Below are 15749 nucleotides of genomic sequence, written 5' to 3' on the forward strand. Positions count from 1 at the left end.
AGACCCTGGTTGAAAAGGGAGGTCTTTCTTGTGTTTATTCGAACAGAAAATTTTAGATCATTCAAGCGATTGTATCCTATTATCACCATAATCATGGCCATTCATATCGTTCTATTCATCGGTGTCAATCTTTTCCCGGCATTGCTGCATTTAACTGCCGGTATAAACTTCTACATCGGTGCGGGTGAGTATTGGAGACTTGTAACCCCTATCTTCATACATGAATCTTTCCCTCATGTCCTGTTCAATACTTTTTCCTTATTCCTATTCGGGCCTGGATTAGAACGGATTTTAGGAAAGTTAAAATTCATCCTCGGCTACATTGGTGCAGGGGTCATCGCAAATATTGCAACCTTCATCCTTCAAGGTCCTGGTTATAGCCACATCGGGGCATCTGGTGCGATATTCGGTTTGTTTGGCCTGTATGTGTACATCATTTATGCCCGTAAAGAGCTTATCGATCAACAAAATTCCCAAATCGTCATGACAATCCTCGTCTTAAGCTTGGTCATGACATTCGTTACACCCAACATCAATATCCTCGGCCACCTCTTCGGTTTAGTAGGAGGAGCTGCGTTAGGTCCAATCATCCTGATGGGAAAACGAACACGATATTAAAGCGATCATCGCAAGGTCACCCTCCGGATTACTATTCTCTGGTAAAAAGACAGGAGCGACTTTATCAATCTCAGCTCCTGTCTTAGTTTTGAAAATCTTGATTGCTTTATTAAAATGGATTCATTGTATCTTACTTTCCTGAGACTTTCGAGAAAACCAACCAAACGTTTCGTTCGAATTTCTGGTTTCTACGTCCTTCAATTGAAAAACCTTGCCGACTCCACCTGATAAAATTGCAGTTTTCAACGTGATCAAATCATGACGTCGTTGAAATATGGATTGTTTGATCTCAAAATCCTGCATTCGTCTCTTTTTCGTGATGAGCATAGATCGTGAAAGCGTCCGTGTCTGCATATAAAAAGACTGCCCCTCGATCAACCATTTACTATCCTTGAAATCAAGGATTCCCCACATTACCAGGATTGGGACTGGAATCAACAACAAAAACCAAAATTGTGATGGAATTACCCAAAACAATGGGACCACAAAAATTGCAGGAGCAACATTTCGTAGAATATAGCGCCTCATTGCCCGTTTCGGTAATGGTTTCATTTTTTCAGGCACATTGTAGTCAGGGAGAATTTCCGTCAACTCCGCATTGATTTTGGAACGCTTGATGAACGGAAACAGCATTGCAGAAACGCCCATTTCAGGCCCAGCACCTCCAGCACTTTCTACATGTACCGTCGCGAAACCAAAAGGCTGACGTAGGACACTTTCAACTATGCGTATTCCCTGGATACGGTGCAAAGGAAGGGTAAGCTCCCGTTTTTCAAGCAACCCCCTGCTGATGACGATCCGGTCTTCGAAGCGTCTGATCTGGAAGTTAGCATATTTTAAGATCACACCGACAAAGGATATGAACCATGCAAAAAATAATGAGAAGAAAACCATCACAGCAATCACGATCCAACTGAACCCGCTTAACCAATTGAAAGCTTCTACATAAAAGTCATCCGGAATGAAATTTTCGAACTGGGAGCTTAGTGTCCCAATCAGTGGCAGTGTGACACCAATTCCGCCTGAAGTAGAAGCTGCCAGCAGCAAATCCTTCAACGATAACTTATAGCTATAGGCAGGTTTTTCCCTCTCAGCTTCTACCAGTACGTCAGCCTCTTCAGTTTTCGTTTTTTCTTCGCGCAAGGCTTCTTTCAACTGTTCAGCATTCGCTAGACTGACAGCAGATAACGAGGCCTCTGCCCCACCAGGACCTCCAGCTGTTTCAATATTGATTTTTACAACATCAAAAACCCGGTGAAAAATCCCCTGGGTGTAATCGATCGATTGGATCCTTCTTTTCGGGATATAGCGATTCTTCCTTACAAACACACCATACTCAATTTTCAGTTCCTCACCTTCAATATGATAGGTGAACCGATACCAATACAGGATGCCGTAGCCTCCTAACATAAGGATGAAGAGGAACGGTGCAAACGACACCCAGGCCATTCCCGGTGGACTTCCAGGACCGAATAAGAAAAATATGATGATCGGGATGATCCATTCCTTGAGCACTTTTAAAAAGGACAATCCAGCAGCTAATGGATGAAGTCTTGTCGGCTCATACATCTTCTTCTGACACCCTGGCCATTTGTGAGATATAGTCCCGCACCTGATCTGCTGTTTCACGATCTAAAGCCGGAATTTCATGAGTTGTGGCAGCTGTTGAAACCGTGACGGTCGATAACTCATAGTGACGGAGGATCGGTCCTTGCTTCGTGTCGACATGCTGGACACGTACCATTGGAACCAGCACCCTGCGAATGATCAAAAGCCCGAACTTCAATTCGATTTCATATTCCCGCACTTCATACCGCCAGACACGGTGACGGATCGCTGGAAGCACTTGGATAAAAAGATATGTAAGCAGAGCAGTAATTAATATGGTAATAATGGATACCCAAACAGGAACTGGAGTCAGAAGAACAAGTAGTATACTTCCGATCGATAGTAAAATAAAGAAAAGACTATTGAAAGCACCATAAATACGCCATACGGTCAAAGCTTTCGGTGCGATCTGGTTAGATGGTTCCAAACGCATGATGAATCGTGGCCCCCTGTCGTGTATTCAAGAACTCTTAACTGATTATAACCTAACCAGCCTACATTTCCTATATCACCCAAATTGTACTCTTGTAGATAATTCGCCCTGAAACGTAAAAAGGGGTCGACTTAGGCTATCACAACCTTAAGTCGAACCCTTTATCCGGTTAATTTCTTCCATCATACGCTTTTTCCGCAGCTTTTTCTTCTTCCGTCTTCTCCTTTTTCTAATGAAGTTCCATACGAACAACACGATAAGGAGGAGTAAACTTCCTTTCAATAAAACAGAAAACAAGGAATTGCCTTCAGCATCCTCAACCTTCACACTTCCGATCGCTTCTTTAATTGCTCCGCTCTTTTTTGTGTCTGGAACGAGCGGGAAAGAAGCGATTTCTTCATCTACATCATTTTTGATGATTAGATTTCCATCTTCATTTACTTTCGCTTCAAAGCCTTCATTGATTTTATGAGTGAATAATTTATCTTCGTTCAGTTTTATTTCTTTCCCATCAACATTTGTAAAGACCGTACCTTTTTCGATTTTTTCCGTTTCATAATGTTCGAATCCATAATTCAACAGCTCGATTGTATCCTGATAGGCTTGTTCGGATGAATCGTTTTTCATCGTAACAACGATTAAAGAGGTACCGTTCCGTTCGGCAGCTGTTACGAGCGTATGCTTAGATTTGCTCGTGTAACCATTCTTGACGCCGATTGCTCCATCATAACGCCATAAAAGCTTATGGTGATTATAAAGGGTGGTTTCCCATCCTGCACCCTTCCAATCGAACTCTTTCGTACGGACAATTTCCTTGAACTCATCAAACTGCATCGCATATCGTGTGAATTCAGCCATATCTGCAGCCGTTGAATAATGATCGTCATCAGGCAGCCCATTCGGATTCACAAAATGGGTGTTTTTTAATCCAAGTTCCTCTTTCGCAAATTCATTCATATCTTGTGCGAACGCTTCTTCACTTCCTGATAGATGTTCAGCAATAGCGACGGCTGCATCATTCCCGGAATTGATCATCAATCCCTGTACAAGCTGGCGCAATGTCATCTGCTCCCCTTCTACCAGATATACCTGCGTACCCGGTACAGAGGCTGCATTCTCACTTATGGTCACTACGTCATCCATTTTTCCAGACTCGATTGCCATAATCGCGGTTACGATTTTCGTAATACTCGCCGGATACATTCGTTTATCAGGATTTTCTTCTGCTAATACTTCACCAGTTTTTGCATCGATTAAAATGGAGGTCTCACTTAAAAGATCTGTTGGTTCATCGTCTTCTGCATAAATGTTTTCTGGGAGTATCCAAACAAAACTTAAAAGAAGAGACACAACTAATACGGTTATCCTTTTCATTTTTCGCGTGCCCCTATAAAAGATTTTTGGTCCAACAATAGCATTCGTATAAGATAGAGATTTTGACAGGACATCACACCAATTACCATTTTCTTTTAATTTCAGGGCATTCGCAAAACAATATTTTCCATTTCCTCTTATTTTACAGAATTTTTAATATGTTTTCTTTTCATTAAGGTTGTTTGATGTATTCCGAAAGAAAAACGAAATCTTCAGGGAAAGACAAATCAAGTGTTTGCAGTTCTTTTAAGGACACCCATTTAATATCATGAATTAATTCATCTGGATCCTGGATCTTCATCTCTCCACCTGTGATCTGGACACGAAAGTAATGGACTTTAACATCGATGCCGAAACTTTGCCCTTTTTTCACGAATAACGACCGCTGAATATCACCGAGGTATCCCGTTTCTTCTTCTAGTTCACGTAAACAACATGCTTCGTAGGACTCCTTATCAAACTTTTCTCCGGATGGAATCGTCCATAGCTTCTCTTCACCTTGTTGTACCATCAAAAGCTTTCGGTCCTTCACACAAACAGCAGCTGAGCCTTTCCACATTCTGACCCACTCCTCTCAACCACTAATTTGCTGTTCATCTTATATCCCCTGTTCCACAATTTGAACAATCCGTGAAAAAAGACTGTCCCATAAGCGTCTGAGTCTCCCCGAACTTAACAACATTTTGAGAAAAATCGTGTTTTTGAAACAAAATGTTGTGTGTTGGAGGTGTCTGACACTTATTTTGGGACAGTCCCTTTGGAATCAGTTCAATTTAATAGAAGCTAACGCACCGTCTTGGTTTTCTCCGCTTCGTGATGATTTCTCTTCCAGTTTGTAAATCCAAGGACGAATACCGATCAGATCGACCCGTTTTCACGTCCAACTCTTGTATCAGAATCTCTTCACCATCCTTGAATAGAAACCTTGGGCAGATGGATACATCATATTCCTTTACAAGATCAAACTCATCATTGAGCCTCAGGATCTTTTTCGGGCTTCTTTCTGTCAGTGGATATGCGGATATGAACAGATCATTCTGTAAAACCAATATATCTGCAGGTGCAAAATGAGTACCGAGCTCGACAAAATCAATTGATCTGCCACTTAGGATATACAACCTGGCCATATCAAGATCAACTACGTACGCCGAAACACAGACTGAATTGTTGTACATGTTGACATCCCAAATGAATCCATCAATCTCCCATTCTTCCACCAACTCTAAAGTTGCTTTGGAATATTGATACACTGACCCCGTTTCACCATCTCCTTCACAAGCGATTACCACATGATCAGGAAATTCATAAATATTCGGAGTACCATAAAGTTTCTTTTTTACGACTGTATCATTGTTCGGATTGACAGCTACAAGATCAATATAGCCCTTTTTATCAACACGGTTGTAAAACCACTTGTTCTGGTGATCATCAGTAAGTAAATCCTTCGTATTATCTTGGGTAAATTTCACTGTTTTTCTATTTAAAGTTTTTGATCTTTTTCCAATTCCCAGGTCAACAGAAGCATAAAACGGGTCTTTTGATTCACGTTTATCATGGATGAAACTGTTCATTTTTCCCATTATGCTATCCTCCTATTCATGTCATAATTAAAACAAGAACATTCTTACTACAATCATTGTAATAATTTTTCCAAAATACAGAAAAACTAGTTTGAAAGACTAACTAGTAAACATATTTTGTGTTATATTTATTTTATCAAAGGAACATATGGTCCTGTATTGGGAAAAATGGTAGTTTTGATAGACGATATTTGATGGTTTTTCGGGTCAATTTTCCCAAGTTTGGGAGGGGGGATATTTTGATAGGACAACGAATAAGATATTACAGGAAAACAAAAGGCCTCACTCAGGAAGAATTAGCTAGGGGAATTTGCTCCGTATCGTATCTTAGTAAAATCGAAAATGGAGACGCCAAATCTAGTGAAGACGTCATTGAACTGCTCTGTGAAAGGCTTGGGATCTCTCCCACTGAAGAGCAGTTAGATGTAAATATACTTGGATTACTAAATGAGTGGAATTACTTAATTATTCTTCGGAAGTATGAAGAAGCAGAAGAACTTCATTTAAAAATAAAAAAGTATCTTCCTTTTATAGAAGATCCTCTACTTCTTACAAGATACGATTTGTTTTTAATAAGGTTTTACTTAATAAAAAACAATTTAGATGAGGCAAAACCTCTGATAAAAAAAATTAGTAAACTGCAAGAAACGTATCAAGACCCTTCCATAAACTTCTATTACTATTTTATAAAGGGCTTTTATTACTATTATGTAAAGGAATATTCTGAAGCAATTATCCATTTCGAAAAAGCCGAGGGTAATTTACAACAAACTCCACTTAACCAGGTTGAGGTTGGAGTCTTTTATTACAGTATAGCTTTATCTCATAGTTATTTATTCCACAGTACTTCTGTTATGACCTACGCTTACAAAGCACTGGAAATATTTGATAGAGAATATAACTTCAGCAGGAGTTCTGATTGTCAAATCTTACTTGGTATAGCAAATCGTCGTATAAAAAGTTATTCACAAGCAGAGTATCATTTTAATCAAGCATTAAAGTTTGCTGAATCTTTTAATGATAATCGCAGCTTAGGTATGATTTACCATAATATAGGGTTTGTCTACAGTAATAAAGGACAGCCTGAAACAGCTATACAATACTACATGAAAAGCTTATCTATTAAAGATAAGTACGATAATTCAAACGTATATATTACTTATTATCTGATCGCTAAAGAGCATTTAAATTTAGATGAGTTGGAGCTTTCAAGACAGTGGTTAGATAAAGTTAAGAAACAATTGAAAGTAAAGAACAATGAAGAATATGAAATACATGCAAAGATATTAGAATATAGGTTAGAAGATGCTTTTAATAAGGAATTTGAAGTTTACCTTAAAAAGGTAGCTATCCCATACTTCCAAAACAAAAATATTTTTGAGCATGTTAGCGAATACTCGTCCCTCTTGGCTGATTACTATTATAATAATTCACAATATAAGAGTTCTAGTGAGTATTACAAATTAGCTTTAGTTACTAATAAAAAATTCACATAAAAGGGTGTGTAAAATGAAAAGAATTTTAAAGTCTATAACACTACTTCTTTCATTAAGTTTAATCATGGTTAGTGGTTCGATGTGGGCACCGCATAATTTAAACAAAGACTTGCAAGTATATGATGAGAATCCACCTATGTATAAATCTACGGTGGCGTTTGATGAAAACCCTCCACCAAAGAGCAGTTCAGCTGTTGCTTATGACGAAAATCCACCGATGAGCAGTTCAGCGGTTGCTTATGACGAAAATCCGCCGATGAGCAGTTCGGCTGTTGCTTATGATGAAAACCCACCTATGAGCAGTTCAGCGGTTACTTATGACGAAAACCCACCCATGTTCAAGTCTCTTACTTTATAATGAGGCACAGAAAAAGTACTTAAAGCTTAATCGTAGAAGGCATCTAAAAAGTGCCTTCTTTTTTTGGCTCTTTTAAATGGTAAAGTTGATTTGTTCAGAAATTTCTTTGAGCGGAATTCACGACACTCCTGCAGGAATAGCGAGTCAGGCGAGACCCTGCAGCGAGGAACTCGCGAGGAGGCTTGCGGAAGTGAGTTAATACAGGGAAACGACCATTCACTTGGATCACTTCAAACTTCCTGCAGCGGTCGACACAGTGAATGACACCTTGTGTGGGAGCCCACGCAGAACCAAGTTTTTGTTTGGTTCGATCCTCCTCGTCCGTTCTCCAGTGACCTACGTGACTAATCGGGTCGCTTCCGCTTTTCGTTTGCCCGCGGAAAGGGAGTGAATTTCGCATAAATCAATATGAAAGAATAAAAGGGTTTTTATTTTTTCAAAAAGCATTCTTCACTGTGGTCTGGTTCTATGAAGCCTGTTGCCATCAGGAAGCTTTCAGCTGTCGTCAGTCCTACGTGTTTGAATGTGGTTTTGATCGCCTTTTGTCTTTCCTGTTGATCTTCTGGGAGTGAATCGAAATAGTATTTTAGACTTCCATATTTAGAAATCAATTGCTCAGCTACATTAGCATTATGAATGGTTGCTTCAATCTTCCGGCGGTGACGGACGATGCCTTTATCCTCTAAGAGTGCTTCTACCTTTTCATTTTCATAGCTTTTTACCTTGGCAATCGAAAAGTCATCGAAGGCATTACGGAAATTTTCACGTTTATGTAAAATCGTTTTCCAGCTCAATCCTGCTTGAAAAATCTCCAGTGTCAGGGCTTCAAAGAGCTCATCATCCCCTGATACAGGTTTCCCCCACTCTTCATCATGGTAACTGATCAATAATGGGTCGTTTTCACACCATCCGCATCTGACAATTGTCCTGGCATCTTCCATAAAACCACTCCTCCAGCCTAAACTCATCTATAATAAACAAGTATCTTACACACTACTTTACTCGTTAATCCGCGAGCCGTCTATCACTGCTTTGCAATTTTTTTACAAAGCTGAAACGGATTCGTCGTTGGTTACGTCAATAGATTAAAGACATATAAGGGAGGTCAGCAGGTTGGAAGAATATCAACCGAGAAATCGGTCTAAGATACAGCTTGATAACGTGATCGGCCGTTACCCGAAAGAGGAGGTCCTCGAGCATATGATGGACCAGTACGGGGAAAAATTGACTCGCCTAGCTTATACTTATGTAAAAGATTGGGGCAAAGCCGAGGATATCGTTCAGGAATCCTTTGTCGCCTGTTATACAAAGCTGGATACGTTCCGTGGAGAATCATCCGTAAAAACCTGGATCTATCGGATTACGATCAATCGGTGCCACGATTATCATAGGACCTGGTCGTTCAAGAACCTCCATTTTACCGATAAAATCTCTCGTTGGATGAAGGGAGAAGCACAAACACCTGAGGCTGATCTGATTGCGAAGGATGAAAGTGAAACATTAGCCAAACAAGTACTTACCCTGCCACTTAAATATCGAGAAGTGCTCCTCTTGTATTATTTCGAGGAGTTATCGATCCAGGAGATCAGCATGATGCTCCTGACAAACGAATCAACGATAAAAACGCGCCTGCATCGAGGCCGGCAGCTTCTTAAGGAAGTTATTTCATCAGAAGGGAGTATCGGTGATGGAAAATCAACTTAAAGATCTGAACAAATCATTGAATCGAATGATGTCCTCCGAAGAACGCTTCACAGATAAACAAAAACAAAATATCCGGAACGCTATTGCTAAGAAACGATCATTACGATTTTCGTTTATGCATTGGCATTGGAAACCGATACTCAGTACTGCAGTGTGTCTTTTTCTTGTGGTTGCAGTCGTTCAGGTTGCAATGGATACCTTCCCATCGAGCAGCAAACATTCTAGTGAATCAAGTGATGTCGGAATCAATTCAGCAGCGGATAAAAGCGCAAGCCTGGAAAGCGGTGGAACATCCGAAAAAACGATACCTGCTTTAGATGAAGCAGATAAGGGAGATGCCAAACTCAATGCAGCGAAAGACGATTTTTCGATAGCTGAAAAAGATGATGGCCAGCAAAAAACGATCTCCGGTCCCTTGTTACCTATAGACGATCATCTAATAACAGTATATGAACAGGTGAAAGGCGAGCAGAGCCAGGGTGCACTCAAAGGCCTGCATCCATTTGAGGTCATGCAAATCCATTATCATGCAATCCAACAGAATGACTATGAAACCGTGTATATCATGTATTATCAAGACCCCGCTGGATCCATGCCATCCAAAAAGTACTATCTTGATGAAATTGCAAAAGATCCTGTATTGAGCAAAAATACCGAAAAGAAACTGGAAGAGATCCAGGAGGTGGAGAAATTCAATCAAGTCGTTAAAGAGACACCTATGGATCGAAAAGAAGCGTATATCACATGGGGCGGAACCGGGGAAAACATGAAGTTTTTCAGGCTCGTCCGAGATGAAACGAAAGATATCTGGGCGGTCTCATGGCTCGCCTCTCAATAAAGAAAACTTGGCAAAGCTGAGCCATAATTGCACTGATACTGAAGAAAGTATTTCTTTCTTAAAGTGTAAATCAAGAAAACCTGAGTGGAAAGGTTCCTTCCATTCAGGTTTTCAGCTTTTTCCTCATTTTGGCGCTACGAGTTCAACCTTGATCCGATCGGGATCTTCGAAATAGACGGCGTAATGGTCAGATCCACCTGCATATGGATGACGATCCGGATATAAAACCGTCACGCCTCTTTTCTTCAATTCGTCCGTCAACTGATCGACCTGATCCATAGATTCCGCATGGAAGGCTAAATGGTTGAGACCGACCCGACGGCGGTGGTACGGAACGGCAATGTATTTCTTTTCGGCTTGGACGAATACAATATACGAATCTTTCAGCTTCCAGCTTCGTCCTTTTTCCCATTTCTGATATTCGAAATAACCGAGCTCCGGAAGAAGCCATCCCCAGAACTCGATCGTTTTCTCCAGATCAGAGACATATAGTTCAATATGATGGATGAGACCCTTCTTCCTTTTCATTATATCGGTCACCCCTTCTTACATCTTCTCCGGCGCCTTGATCCCAAGCAGCCGGAGTCCTTCCTCCAACACAACCGTCACAGCTTTTGCTACATTCAACCGGGCCATTTGCTTCTCTTTCGTTCCAGATAGGATCCGTACTTTCCCATAATATTGATTAAAGAATCGGGACAACTCGATCAAATAACGGGAGATGATGGACGGTTCATATTCCTTCAAAGCTCGGTCCACCGTACCAGGAAACTTCTCGAGCGTCAGGATGATCTCCCATAAATACGGTTCCTCGACATCATAAGACGGTGCTGGTTCCTCAGTCGTCCATTCCCCCTTCGCTAACAACGTACAAGCACGTGCATGCGTGTATTGGACATAAGGGCCTGTTTCTCCTTCAAAACGGAGCATGCTTGAAATATCGAATTCGACACTGTTCAATCGTGACTGTTTTAAATCATTGAAAATAACTGCACCGACCCCAACCATTTCTGCAACCAGTTCTTTATTTTCCAACGTCGGATTTTTACTTTCGATGTTTTCTTTTGCCTGCTGGATGGTTTGAGTAAGGACTTCTTCAAGCAATACCGTCTTCCCTTTTCGTGTAGACATTTTCTTTCCATCTTGCAGGATCATCCCAAAAGGAATATGTTCCATGTCATCTGCCCATGCATATCCCATTTTTGAAAGGACCTTTTTCACTTGTTCAAAGTGCAAGGATTGCTCGTGACCAACGACATACAAAGATTTCACGAATTGATATGTTACTTTTCTATATTTAGCAGCTGCCAGATCTCTTGTCGTATAAAGAGAGGCACCGTCCTTCTTCTGGATCAGGGCTGGTGGAAGGTTGAATTCTGATAAATCGACCACCATTGCACCCTCTGACTCAATCAATAATTTCTTTTCGCTGAGCTCTTCCACGACGGGTTTCATTTTATCGTTGTAGAACGCTTCCCCATTCATCGAATCGAATTGCACATCTAGTAAATCATATATCTTTTGGAACTCCTTTAAAGATTCTTCTCTGAACCAGCTCCACAATTTTCTCGCTTCTTCATCTCCGTCTTCCAGTTTTTTGAACCATTCTCTTCCTTCATTGTCAAGATCAGGGTTACCCTTCACTTCTTCGTGGTATTTAACATACAGAGTGTTCAATTCCTTAATCGGACTTTTCTTGACGGCCGCTTCGTCCCCCCACTTGGTGTAGGCTGTCATCAGTTTTCCGAATTGCGTGCCCCAATCCCCTAGATGGTTGATACGGTACGGCTGGTATCCTTTTTTCGAAGCGATGTTGGCAATTGCATTTCCAATCACCGTTGAGCGCAAATGACCCATGGAAAAAGGCTTGGCAATGTTCGGTGATGAGAGATCGATGATAATAGTACCTTTATTCGTCGTTTCGCTGCCATATAACTGTCCATTTTCTAAAATCTCAGAAATAACCGCTTGTGTCAGCTGCTTTTTAGGCAAGAAAATGTTTAGGTAGGGTCCTGCAGCTTCTATTCGTTCAAAGTGGGTTGACCCTTTCAACTCTTCTGCTAACGTTTGGGCAATTTGAACCGGTGATTTTTTAAAAGTTTTTGCTAATATAAAACATGGAAAGGCAAGGTCTCCTAAAGATCGATCAGGTGGTACTTCCAGGGTTTTTTCGATACCGCTTGCCGGAAGGTCGATCACTTTCTCTAAATGTTGGGCTGTATATTGCTGTATTGTCATGTCCATTCACTCCTTTATTTTCAATCACAAATTAATTTCTTTGATGAAGAAAGACTGAAGGCTTAATGTTGATTTTCGAAATTCGCGACACTCCAGCGGGAAAAGCGAGCCAAGCGAGACCCGACACATTTTAAAAGGATCTTCGACTATAATAATGAACTTCGACTAAATACCACCACGTCCTATGGTGAACGTCGAAGTCAGTACATCCTGTACAAGTACGTCCTGTGGTGAACGTCGAAGCCAGCATAAGGAAAGCTACTAAGAATTCTCATCGTAGACACGAAAATGATTTCATTTTTGTGTTGACTTCCTGTGCAAGCGAGGAGGCTTGCGGAAGTAGGTGAATGCGAAGAAGTGATGTCCAGCTCAGCGACCCAGTCACTTGGATCACTTCAAACTTCCTGCGGCGGTCGACACATTGATTGACATCCTTATGAGTGAGCCCACGCAGAACCAAGTCTTTGTTTGGTTCGAGCCTCCTCGTCCGTTTTCCAGTGACCTGCGTGACTAATCAGGTCGCTTCCGCTTTTCGTTTGCCCGCGGAAAGGGAGTGAATTTCGCAGAAATCAACAAAAAGAACATCAAAACTTTTCCAATAAAAAAACGCCTCTCATTAAATGAGAGACGAGATTATCCCGCGGTACCACTCTGCTTGTTCTACAATAAGAACCAACTTTGTCCCCTTAACGCAGGGCTGCGCCTTCTCCTACCCGCTTTCAAAAAAGCTTTTCCGAGGTGCGGTTCAATAACAGGCTATACTGGACTTCCACCAACTCCAGTTCGCTTTCAAAATCACCTGATATCTACTCTCCTCTTCAAGAAAGTTCGTTGTTTATTTTTTCTTATTATAGTCATCTTGACGATAAATGGCAATATTAAATGAGGAAGAGTTTTGTGGAACCTTTAAACTTTAACGAATTAACAAAATTTGTTATTATGTAGATTCGGAATGATAACGTTATTTTAAAGGTTCTGTTAAAGGGACTCCTGCGGGAACGACGGTCCAGGCGAGACCCCACACCTTTTATCAGGATCTTCGACTAAGACCCACCACTAATGCTTGGAAGTGATGTCTAGCTCAGCGACAAGCCACTTGGATCACTTCAAACCTCCTGCGGCGGCAACAGCCTCCTCGTCCGTTTTCCAGTGACCTGCGTGGCTAATCGGGTCGCTTCCGCTTTTCGTTCGCCCGCGGAATGGGAGAGAATTTCGTAGAAATCAACAATAAAAACTAATAAAACCTAAGTGGAAAAAATGTGGAACTTTCCTTTCACTTGCTCGTCTATAAAATAGGTATGAATTATGCAACAGTGTGCGCTTGTGTCAACTAGGAGGTTGCAATTATGAAAGAGCGAATCAAAAATTACGATAGCCTGATCATTACAGCATTTATGCTGTGGATCAAAACTTATTTCGTTTATAAAGTATGCTTCAACCTAGAGACGAGCAATTGGGTGCAAGAATTGATCCTGGTAATCAATCCTCTTAGTTCTGTGCTTTTTTCTTTAGCACTTGTCTATCTCTTCCCAACCCGCCTCCGTAATCGAGTTACCTTGATCATTGCGGCTATATTTTCAATCATCCTGTATGCCAATACATTATATTATCGGTTTTTCAATGATTTCATCACCGTACCTGTTTTATTCCAAACGAATAACGTCGGGGACATCGGAAACAGTGTCATTGCGCAAACCTATTGGTATGACATTGTCTTTTTTGCCGACCTCATTCTCTTACACTTCTTAAACAAGCGCGGCCACCTAAAGCAAGCAGCTTATCCGAAAGCCACCCTGTATAAAATACTGATTACCGCTGTTGTAATCCTAGCAGTCAACCTTGGACTTGCAGAATCTGAACGACCGGAATTACTAACCCGGACGTTTGATCGGGAACTGCTTGTAAAAAACCTTGGTACTTACAATTACCATATATACGATCTCGTTTTGCAGTCTAAAACATCCGCACAGAAGGCCTTAGCGGATAACGTGGATATCGTGGAGGTCAATCAGTATACAGCGCATAAATCAGTAGAGCCGAATGAAGATCTGCAAGGTATTGCTGAAGGCAAGAACATCATAATGATTTCAATGGAATCTACCCAGCAGTTTGTGATTGGAAGAGAAATCAACGGGAAGGAAATTACACCTTTCCTAAATGAATTCATCAAGGAAAGTTATTATTTTAACAACTTTTATCACCAAACCGGTCAGGGAAAAACGTCTGATTCTGAGTTTCTGATTGAAAACTCTTTGTATCCTTTACCAAGAGGAGCTGTCTTCCAAACCCATGCATTGAATGAATATTATGCAACGCCTGAAATCATCAAGAAACATGGCTATTTTAGCACTGTCTTTCACGGAAACAACAAAAGCTTCTGGAATAGAGACATCATGTACAAGTCCTTAGGTTATGATCAATTCTATGCAGAACAGTATTATTCGATTGATGAAACGAACAAAATCAATTACGGATTAAAAGATGAGCCTTTCTTCGACCAATCGATGAGATATGTAAAGGATCTTCAACAACCGTTTTATGCAAAATTCATCACATTGACCAACCATCATCCATTCAAATTCAGTGAAGAAGACCAAATGATTCCTACTTTCGATACGGGAGATCCTATCGTTGATCGTTACCCTGTCACTGTCCGTTATACGGATGAGGCGATTAAAAATTTTGTGCAACAATTGAAAAGTCATGGTCTTTATGAGGATTCAATCATTATCATTTACGGGGACCATTATGGTATATCCGAACAGCATAACAATGCGATGGCCCAGGTATTGAATAAAGAAATCACACCTTATGAAAATGTCCAGTTACAAAGAGTTCCTCTGATCATCCATATTCCTGGTCAAGAGGGGAAAACCATTTCGAACGTTTCTGGGCAGATTGATCTTAAACCGACAATTCTGAATCTGCTGGGTATTAAAGATGAAGGAATCCAATTCGGTACAGATCTCTTTTCAGAAGATCATAAAAACTTCGCGATTTTACGTGACCGCAGCATCGTAACCGATAAGTACGTTTATGCTTCGGATACGTGTTTCGACCGTAAGTCTGGAAAAGAAGTGGCACGTGAATCCTGTTCAAAAGCAAGAGAAAAACTGATCGAGCTTGAATTATCTGATGGTTTGATCTACGGTGACCTGTTGCGATTTACAAAGTATGCAAAAGAGTGACTTAGTGAGGCTAGAGCCTTCAAGTCACTCTTTTTTGTTGGTATAGATTGGTATATTCTCAACCCTCGAAATATACTCACCTAGCTTGCTTGCTTTCCCGTAGGAGTCTCGTATATTTCTACGGCTGAACGATTCATTCTCTTATCTGCTTGCAATAGAGACCAAACTTTAAGAAAACAGCCTACGAAAATAATCGAAATAAGTAAGCGGACTATAGTAGCCATCCACCCGAAGTATGTCTATTGAAGTCTGGAGAAGTTTGTCAGTATTCCTCATGATTTTTTTAATTGTAACGGATCTTAAACTGTGAGAAT

General features: G+C 40.8%; 14 protein-coding genes and 1 other annotated feature. Of the genes, 6 read left to right on the forward strand and 8 right to left on the reverse strand.

Annotated features, from left to right (window positions below; all coding sequences use genetic code 11):
- Window positions 1–30: 30 nt before the first annotated feature.
- The gene (locus KOL94_RS23090; RefSeq protein ID WP_221569022.1) at window positions 31–618 is read left to right on the forward strand and encodes a rhomboid family intramembrane serine protease; all 588 of its coding nucleotides are present in this window, start codon (window positions 31–33) and stop codon (window positions 616–618) included.
- Window positions 619–738: 120 nt separating this feature from the next.
- Here the strand turns inward: KOL94_RS23090 and KOL94_RS23095 are convergent, their stop codons facing one another.
- The 5 genes from KOL94_RS23095 to KOL94_RS23115 form a co-directional block, all read right to left on the reverse strand.
- The gene (locus tag KOL94_RS23095; protein WP_221569023.1) at window positions 739–2187 is read right to left on the reverse strand and encodes a PH domain-containing protein; all 1449 of its coding nucleotides are present in this window, start codon (window positions 2185–2187) and stop codon (window positions 739–741) included.
- The gene (locus KOL94_RS23100) at window positions 2180–2659 is read right to left on the reverse strand and encodes a PH domain-containing protein (protein ID WP_221569024.1); all 480 of its coding nucleotides are present in this window, start codon (window positions 2657–2659) and stop codon (window positions 2180–2182) included. Before KOL94_RS23100 ends, KOL94_RS23095 begins: the two co-directional genes overlap by 8 nt.
- Window positions 2660–2806: 147 nt before the next feature.
- A complete protein-coding gene (locus KOL94_RS23105; protein WP_221569025.1) occupies window positions 2807–4033 on the reverse strand; it encodes a D-alanyl-D-alanine carboxypeptidase family protein in 1227 nt (408 codons plus the stop codon).
- A gap of 172 nt (window positions 4034–4205) precedes the next feature.
- Window positions 4206–4592, reverse strand: a complete 387-nt coding sequence (locus KOL94_RS23110) for an NUDIX hydrolase (RefSeq protein ID WP_221569026.1) — start codon at window positions 4590–4592, stop codon at window positions 4206–4208.
- Window positions 4593–4806: 214 nt separating this feature from the next.
- The gene (locus KOL94_RS23115; RefSeq protein WP_221569027.1) at window positions 4807–5613 is read right to left on the reverse strand and encodes a hypothetical protein; all 807 of its coding nucleotides are present in this window, start codon (window positions 5611–5613) and stop codon (window positions 4807–4809) included.
- Between the two features lie 239 nt (window positions 5614–5852).
- Between KOL94_RS23115 and KOL94_RS23120 the strand changes: the two genes are divergently transcribed.
- A complete protein-coding gene (locus KOL94_RS23120) occupies window positions 5853–7109 on the forward strand; it encodes a helix-turn-helix domain-containing protein (RefSeq protein ID WP_221569028.1) in 1257 nt (418 codons plus the stop codon).
- Between the two features lie 13 nt (window positions 7110–7122).
- On the forward strand, window positions 7123–7467 hold the full coding sequence (locus KOL94_RS23125; RefSeq protein WP_221569029.1) for a hypothetical protein: 345 nt from the start codon (window positions 7123–7125) through the stop codon (window positions 7465–7467).
- Between the two features lie 428 nt (window positions 7468–7895).
- On the opposite strand, the gene KOL94_RS23130 is transcribed toward KOL94_RS23125, so the two are convergent.
- Window positions 7896–8408 (reverse strand): DNA-3-methyladenine glycosylase I, encoded by a 513-nt coding sequence (locus KOL94_RS23130; RefSeq protein ID WP_221569030.1) that lies wholly within the window; start codon window positions 8406–8408, stop codon window positions 7896–7898.
- Between the two features lie 172 nt (window positions 8409–8580).
- On the opposite strand from KOL94_RS23130, the gene KOL94_RS23135 reads away from it, so the two are divergent.
- Both KOL94_RS23135 and KOL94_RS23140 read left to right on the forward strand, forming a co-directional pair.
- Window positions 8581–9171, forward strand: a complete 591-nt coding sequence (locus KOL94_RS23135; RefSeq protein ID WP_260412623.1) for a sigma-70 family RNA polymerase sigma factor — start codon at window positions 8581–8583, stop codon at window positions 9169–9171.
- A complete protein-coding gene (locus tag KOL94_RS23140) occupies window positions 9155–10009 on the forward strand; it encodes a hypothetical protein (protein ID WP_221569031.1) in 855 nt (284 codons plus the stop codon). The genes KOL94_RS23135 and KOL94_RS23140 overlap by 17 nt, the downstream gene beginning before the upstream one ends.
- Window positions 10010–10132: 123 nt before the next feature.
- On the opposite strand, the gene KOL94_RS23145 is transcribed toward KOL94_RS23140, so the two are convergent.
- Window positions 10133–10537: a VOC family protein gene (locus KOL94_RS23145; protein WP_221569032.1), complete on the reverse strand. Its 405-nt coding sequence runs from the start codon at window positions 10535–10537 to the stop codon at window positions 10133–10135.
- An 18-nt stretch (window positions 10538–10555) separates the two neighbouring features.
- The gene (gene argS / locus KOL94_RS23150) at window positions 10556–12247 is read right to left on the reverse strand and encodes an arginine--tRNA ligase (RefSeq protein WP_221569033.1); all 1692 of its coding nucleotides are present in this window, start codon (window positions 12245–12247) and stop codon (window positions 10556–10558) included.
- 620 nt (window positions 12248–12867) lie between these two features.
- Window positions 12868–13078: a binding site (T-box leader), on the reverse strand.
- A 515-nt stretch (window positions 13079–13593) separates the two neighbouring features.
- On the opposite strand from argS, the gene KOL94_RS23155 reads away from it, so the two are divergent.
- On the forward strand, window positions 13594–15435 hold the full coding sequence (locus tag KOL94_RS23155) for an LTA synthase family protein (protein WP_221569035.1): 1842 nt from the start codon (window positions 13594–13596) through the stop codon (window positions 15433–15435).
- Window positions 15436–15749: the final 314 nt, after the last annotated feature.

Source organism: Alkalihalobacillus sp. TS-13, assembly GCF_019720915.1.
In the GTDB taxonomy this organism is placed as follows: domain Bacteria; phylum Bacillota; class Bacilli; order Bacillales; family Fictibacillaceae; genus Pseudalkalibacillus.

Excerpts from the sequence above, each read along its gene's own strand:
- KOL94_RS23095 (WP_221569023.1), bottom strand. The coding sequence starts at position 2,187 with ATGTATGAGCCGACAAGACTTCATCCATTAGCTGCTGGATTGTCCTTT.
- KOL94_RS23100 (WP_221569024.1), bottom strand. The coding sequence starts at position 2,659 with ATGCGTTTGGAACCATCTAACCAGATCGCACCGAAAGCTTTGACCGTA.
- KOL94_RS23105 (WP_221569025.1), bottom strand. The coding sequence starts at position 4,033 with ATGAAAAGGATAACCGTATTAGTTGTGTCTCTTCTTTTAAGTTTTGTT.
- KOL94_RS23110 (WP_221569026.1), bottom strand. The coding sequence starts at position 4,592 with ATGTGGAAAGGCTCAGCTGCTGTTTGTGTGAAGGACCGAAAGCTTTTG.
- KOL94_RS23115 (WP_221569027.1), bottom strand. The coding sequence starts at position 5,613 with ATGGGAAAAATGAACAGTTTCATCCATGATAAACGTGAATCAAAAGAC.
- KOL94_RS23125 (WP_221569029.1), top strand. The coding sequence starts at position 7,123 with ATGAAAAGAATTTTAAAGTCTATAACACTACTTCTTTCATTAAGTTTA.
- KOL94_RS23130 (WP_221569030.1), bottom strand. The coding sequence starts at position 8,408 with ATGGAAGATGCCAGGACAATTGTCAGATGCGGATGGTGTGAAAACGAC.
- KOL94_RS23140 (WP_221569031.1), top strand. The coding sequence starts at position 9,155 with ATGGAAAATCAACTTAAAGATCTGAACAAATCATTGAATCGAATGATG.
- KOL94_RS23145 (WP_221569032.1), bottom strand. The coding sequence starts at position 10,537 with ATGAAAAGGAAGAAGGGTCTCATCCATCATATTGAACTATATGTCTCT.
- argS (WP_221569033.1), bottom strand. The coding sequence starts at position 12,247 with ATGACAATACAGCAATATACAGCCCAACATTTAGAGAAAGTGATCGAC.
- KOL94_RS23155 (WP_221569035.1), top strand. The coding sequence starts at position 13,594 with ATGAAAGAGCGAATCAAAAATTACGATAGCCTGATCATTACAGCATTT.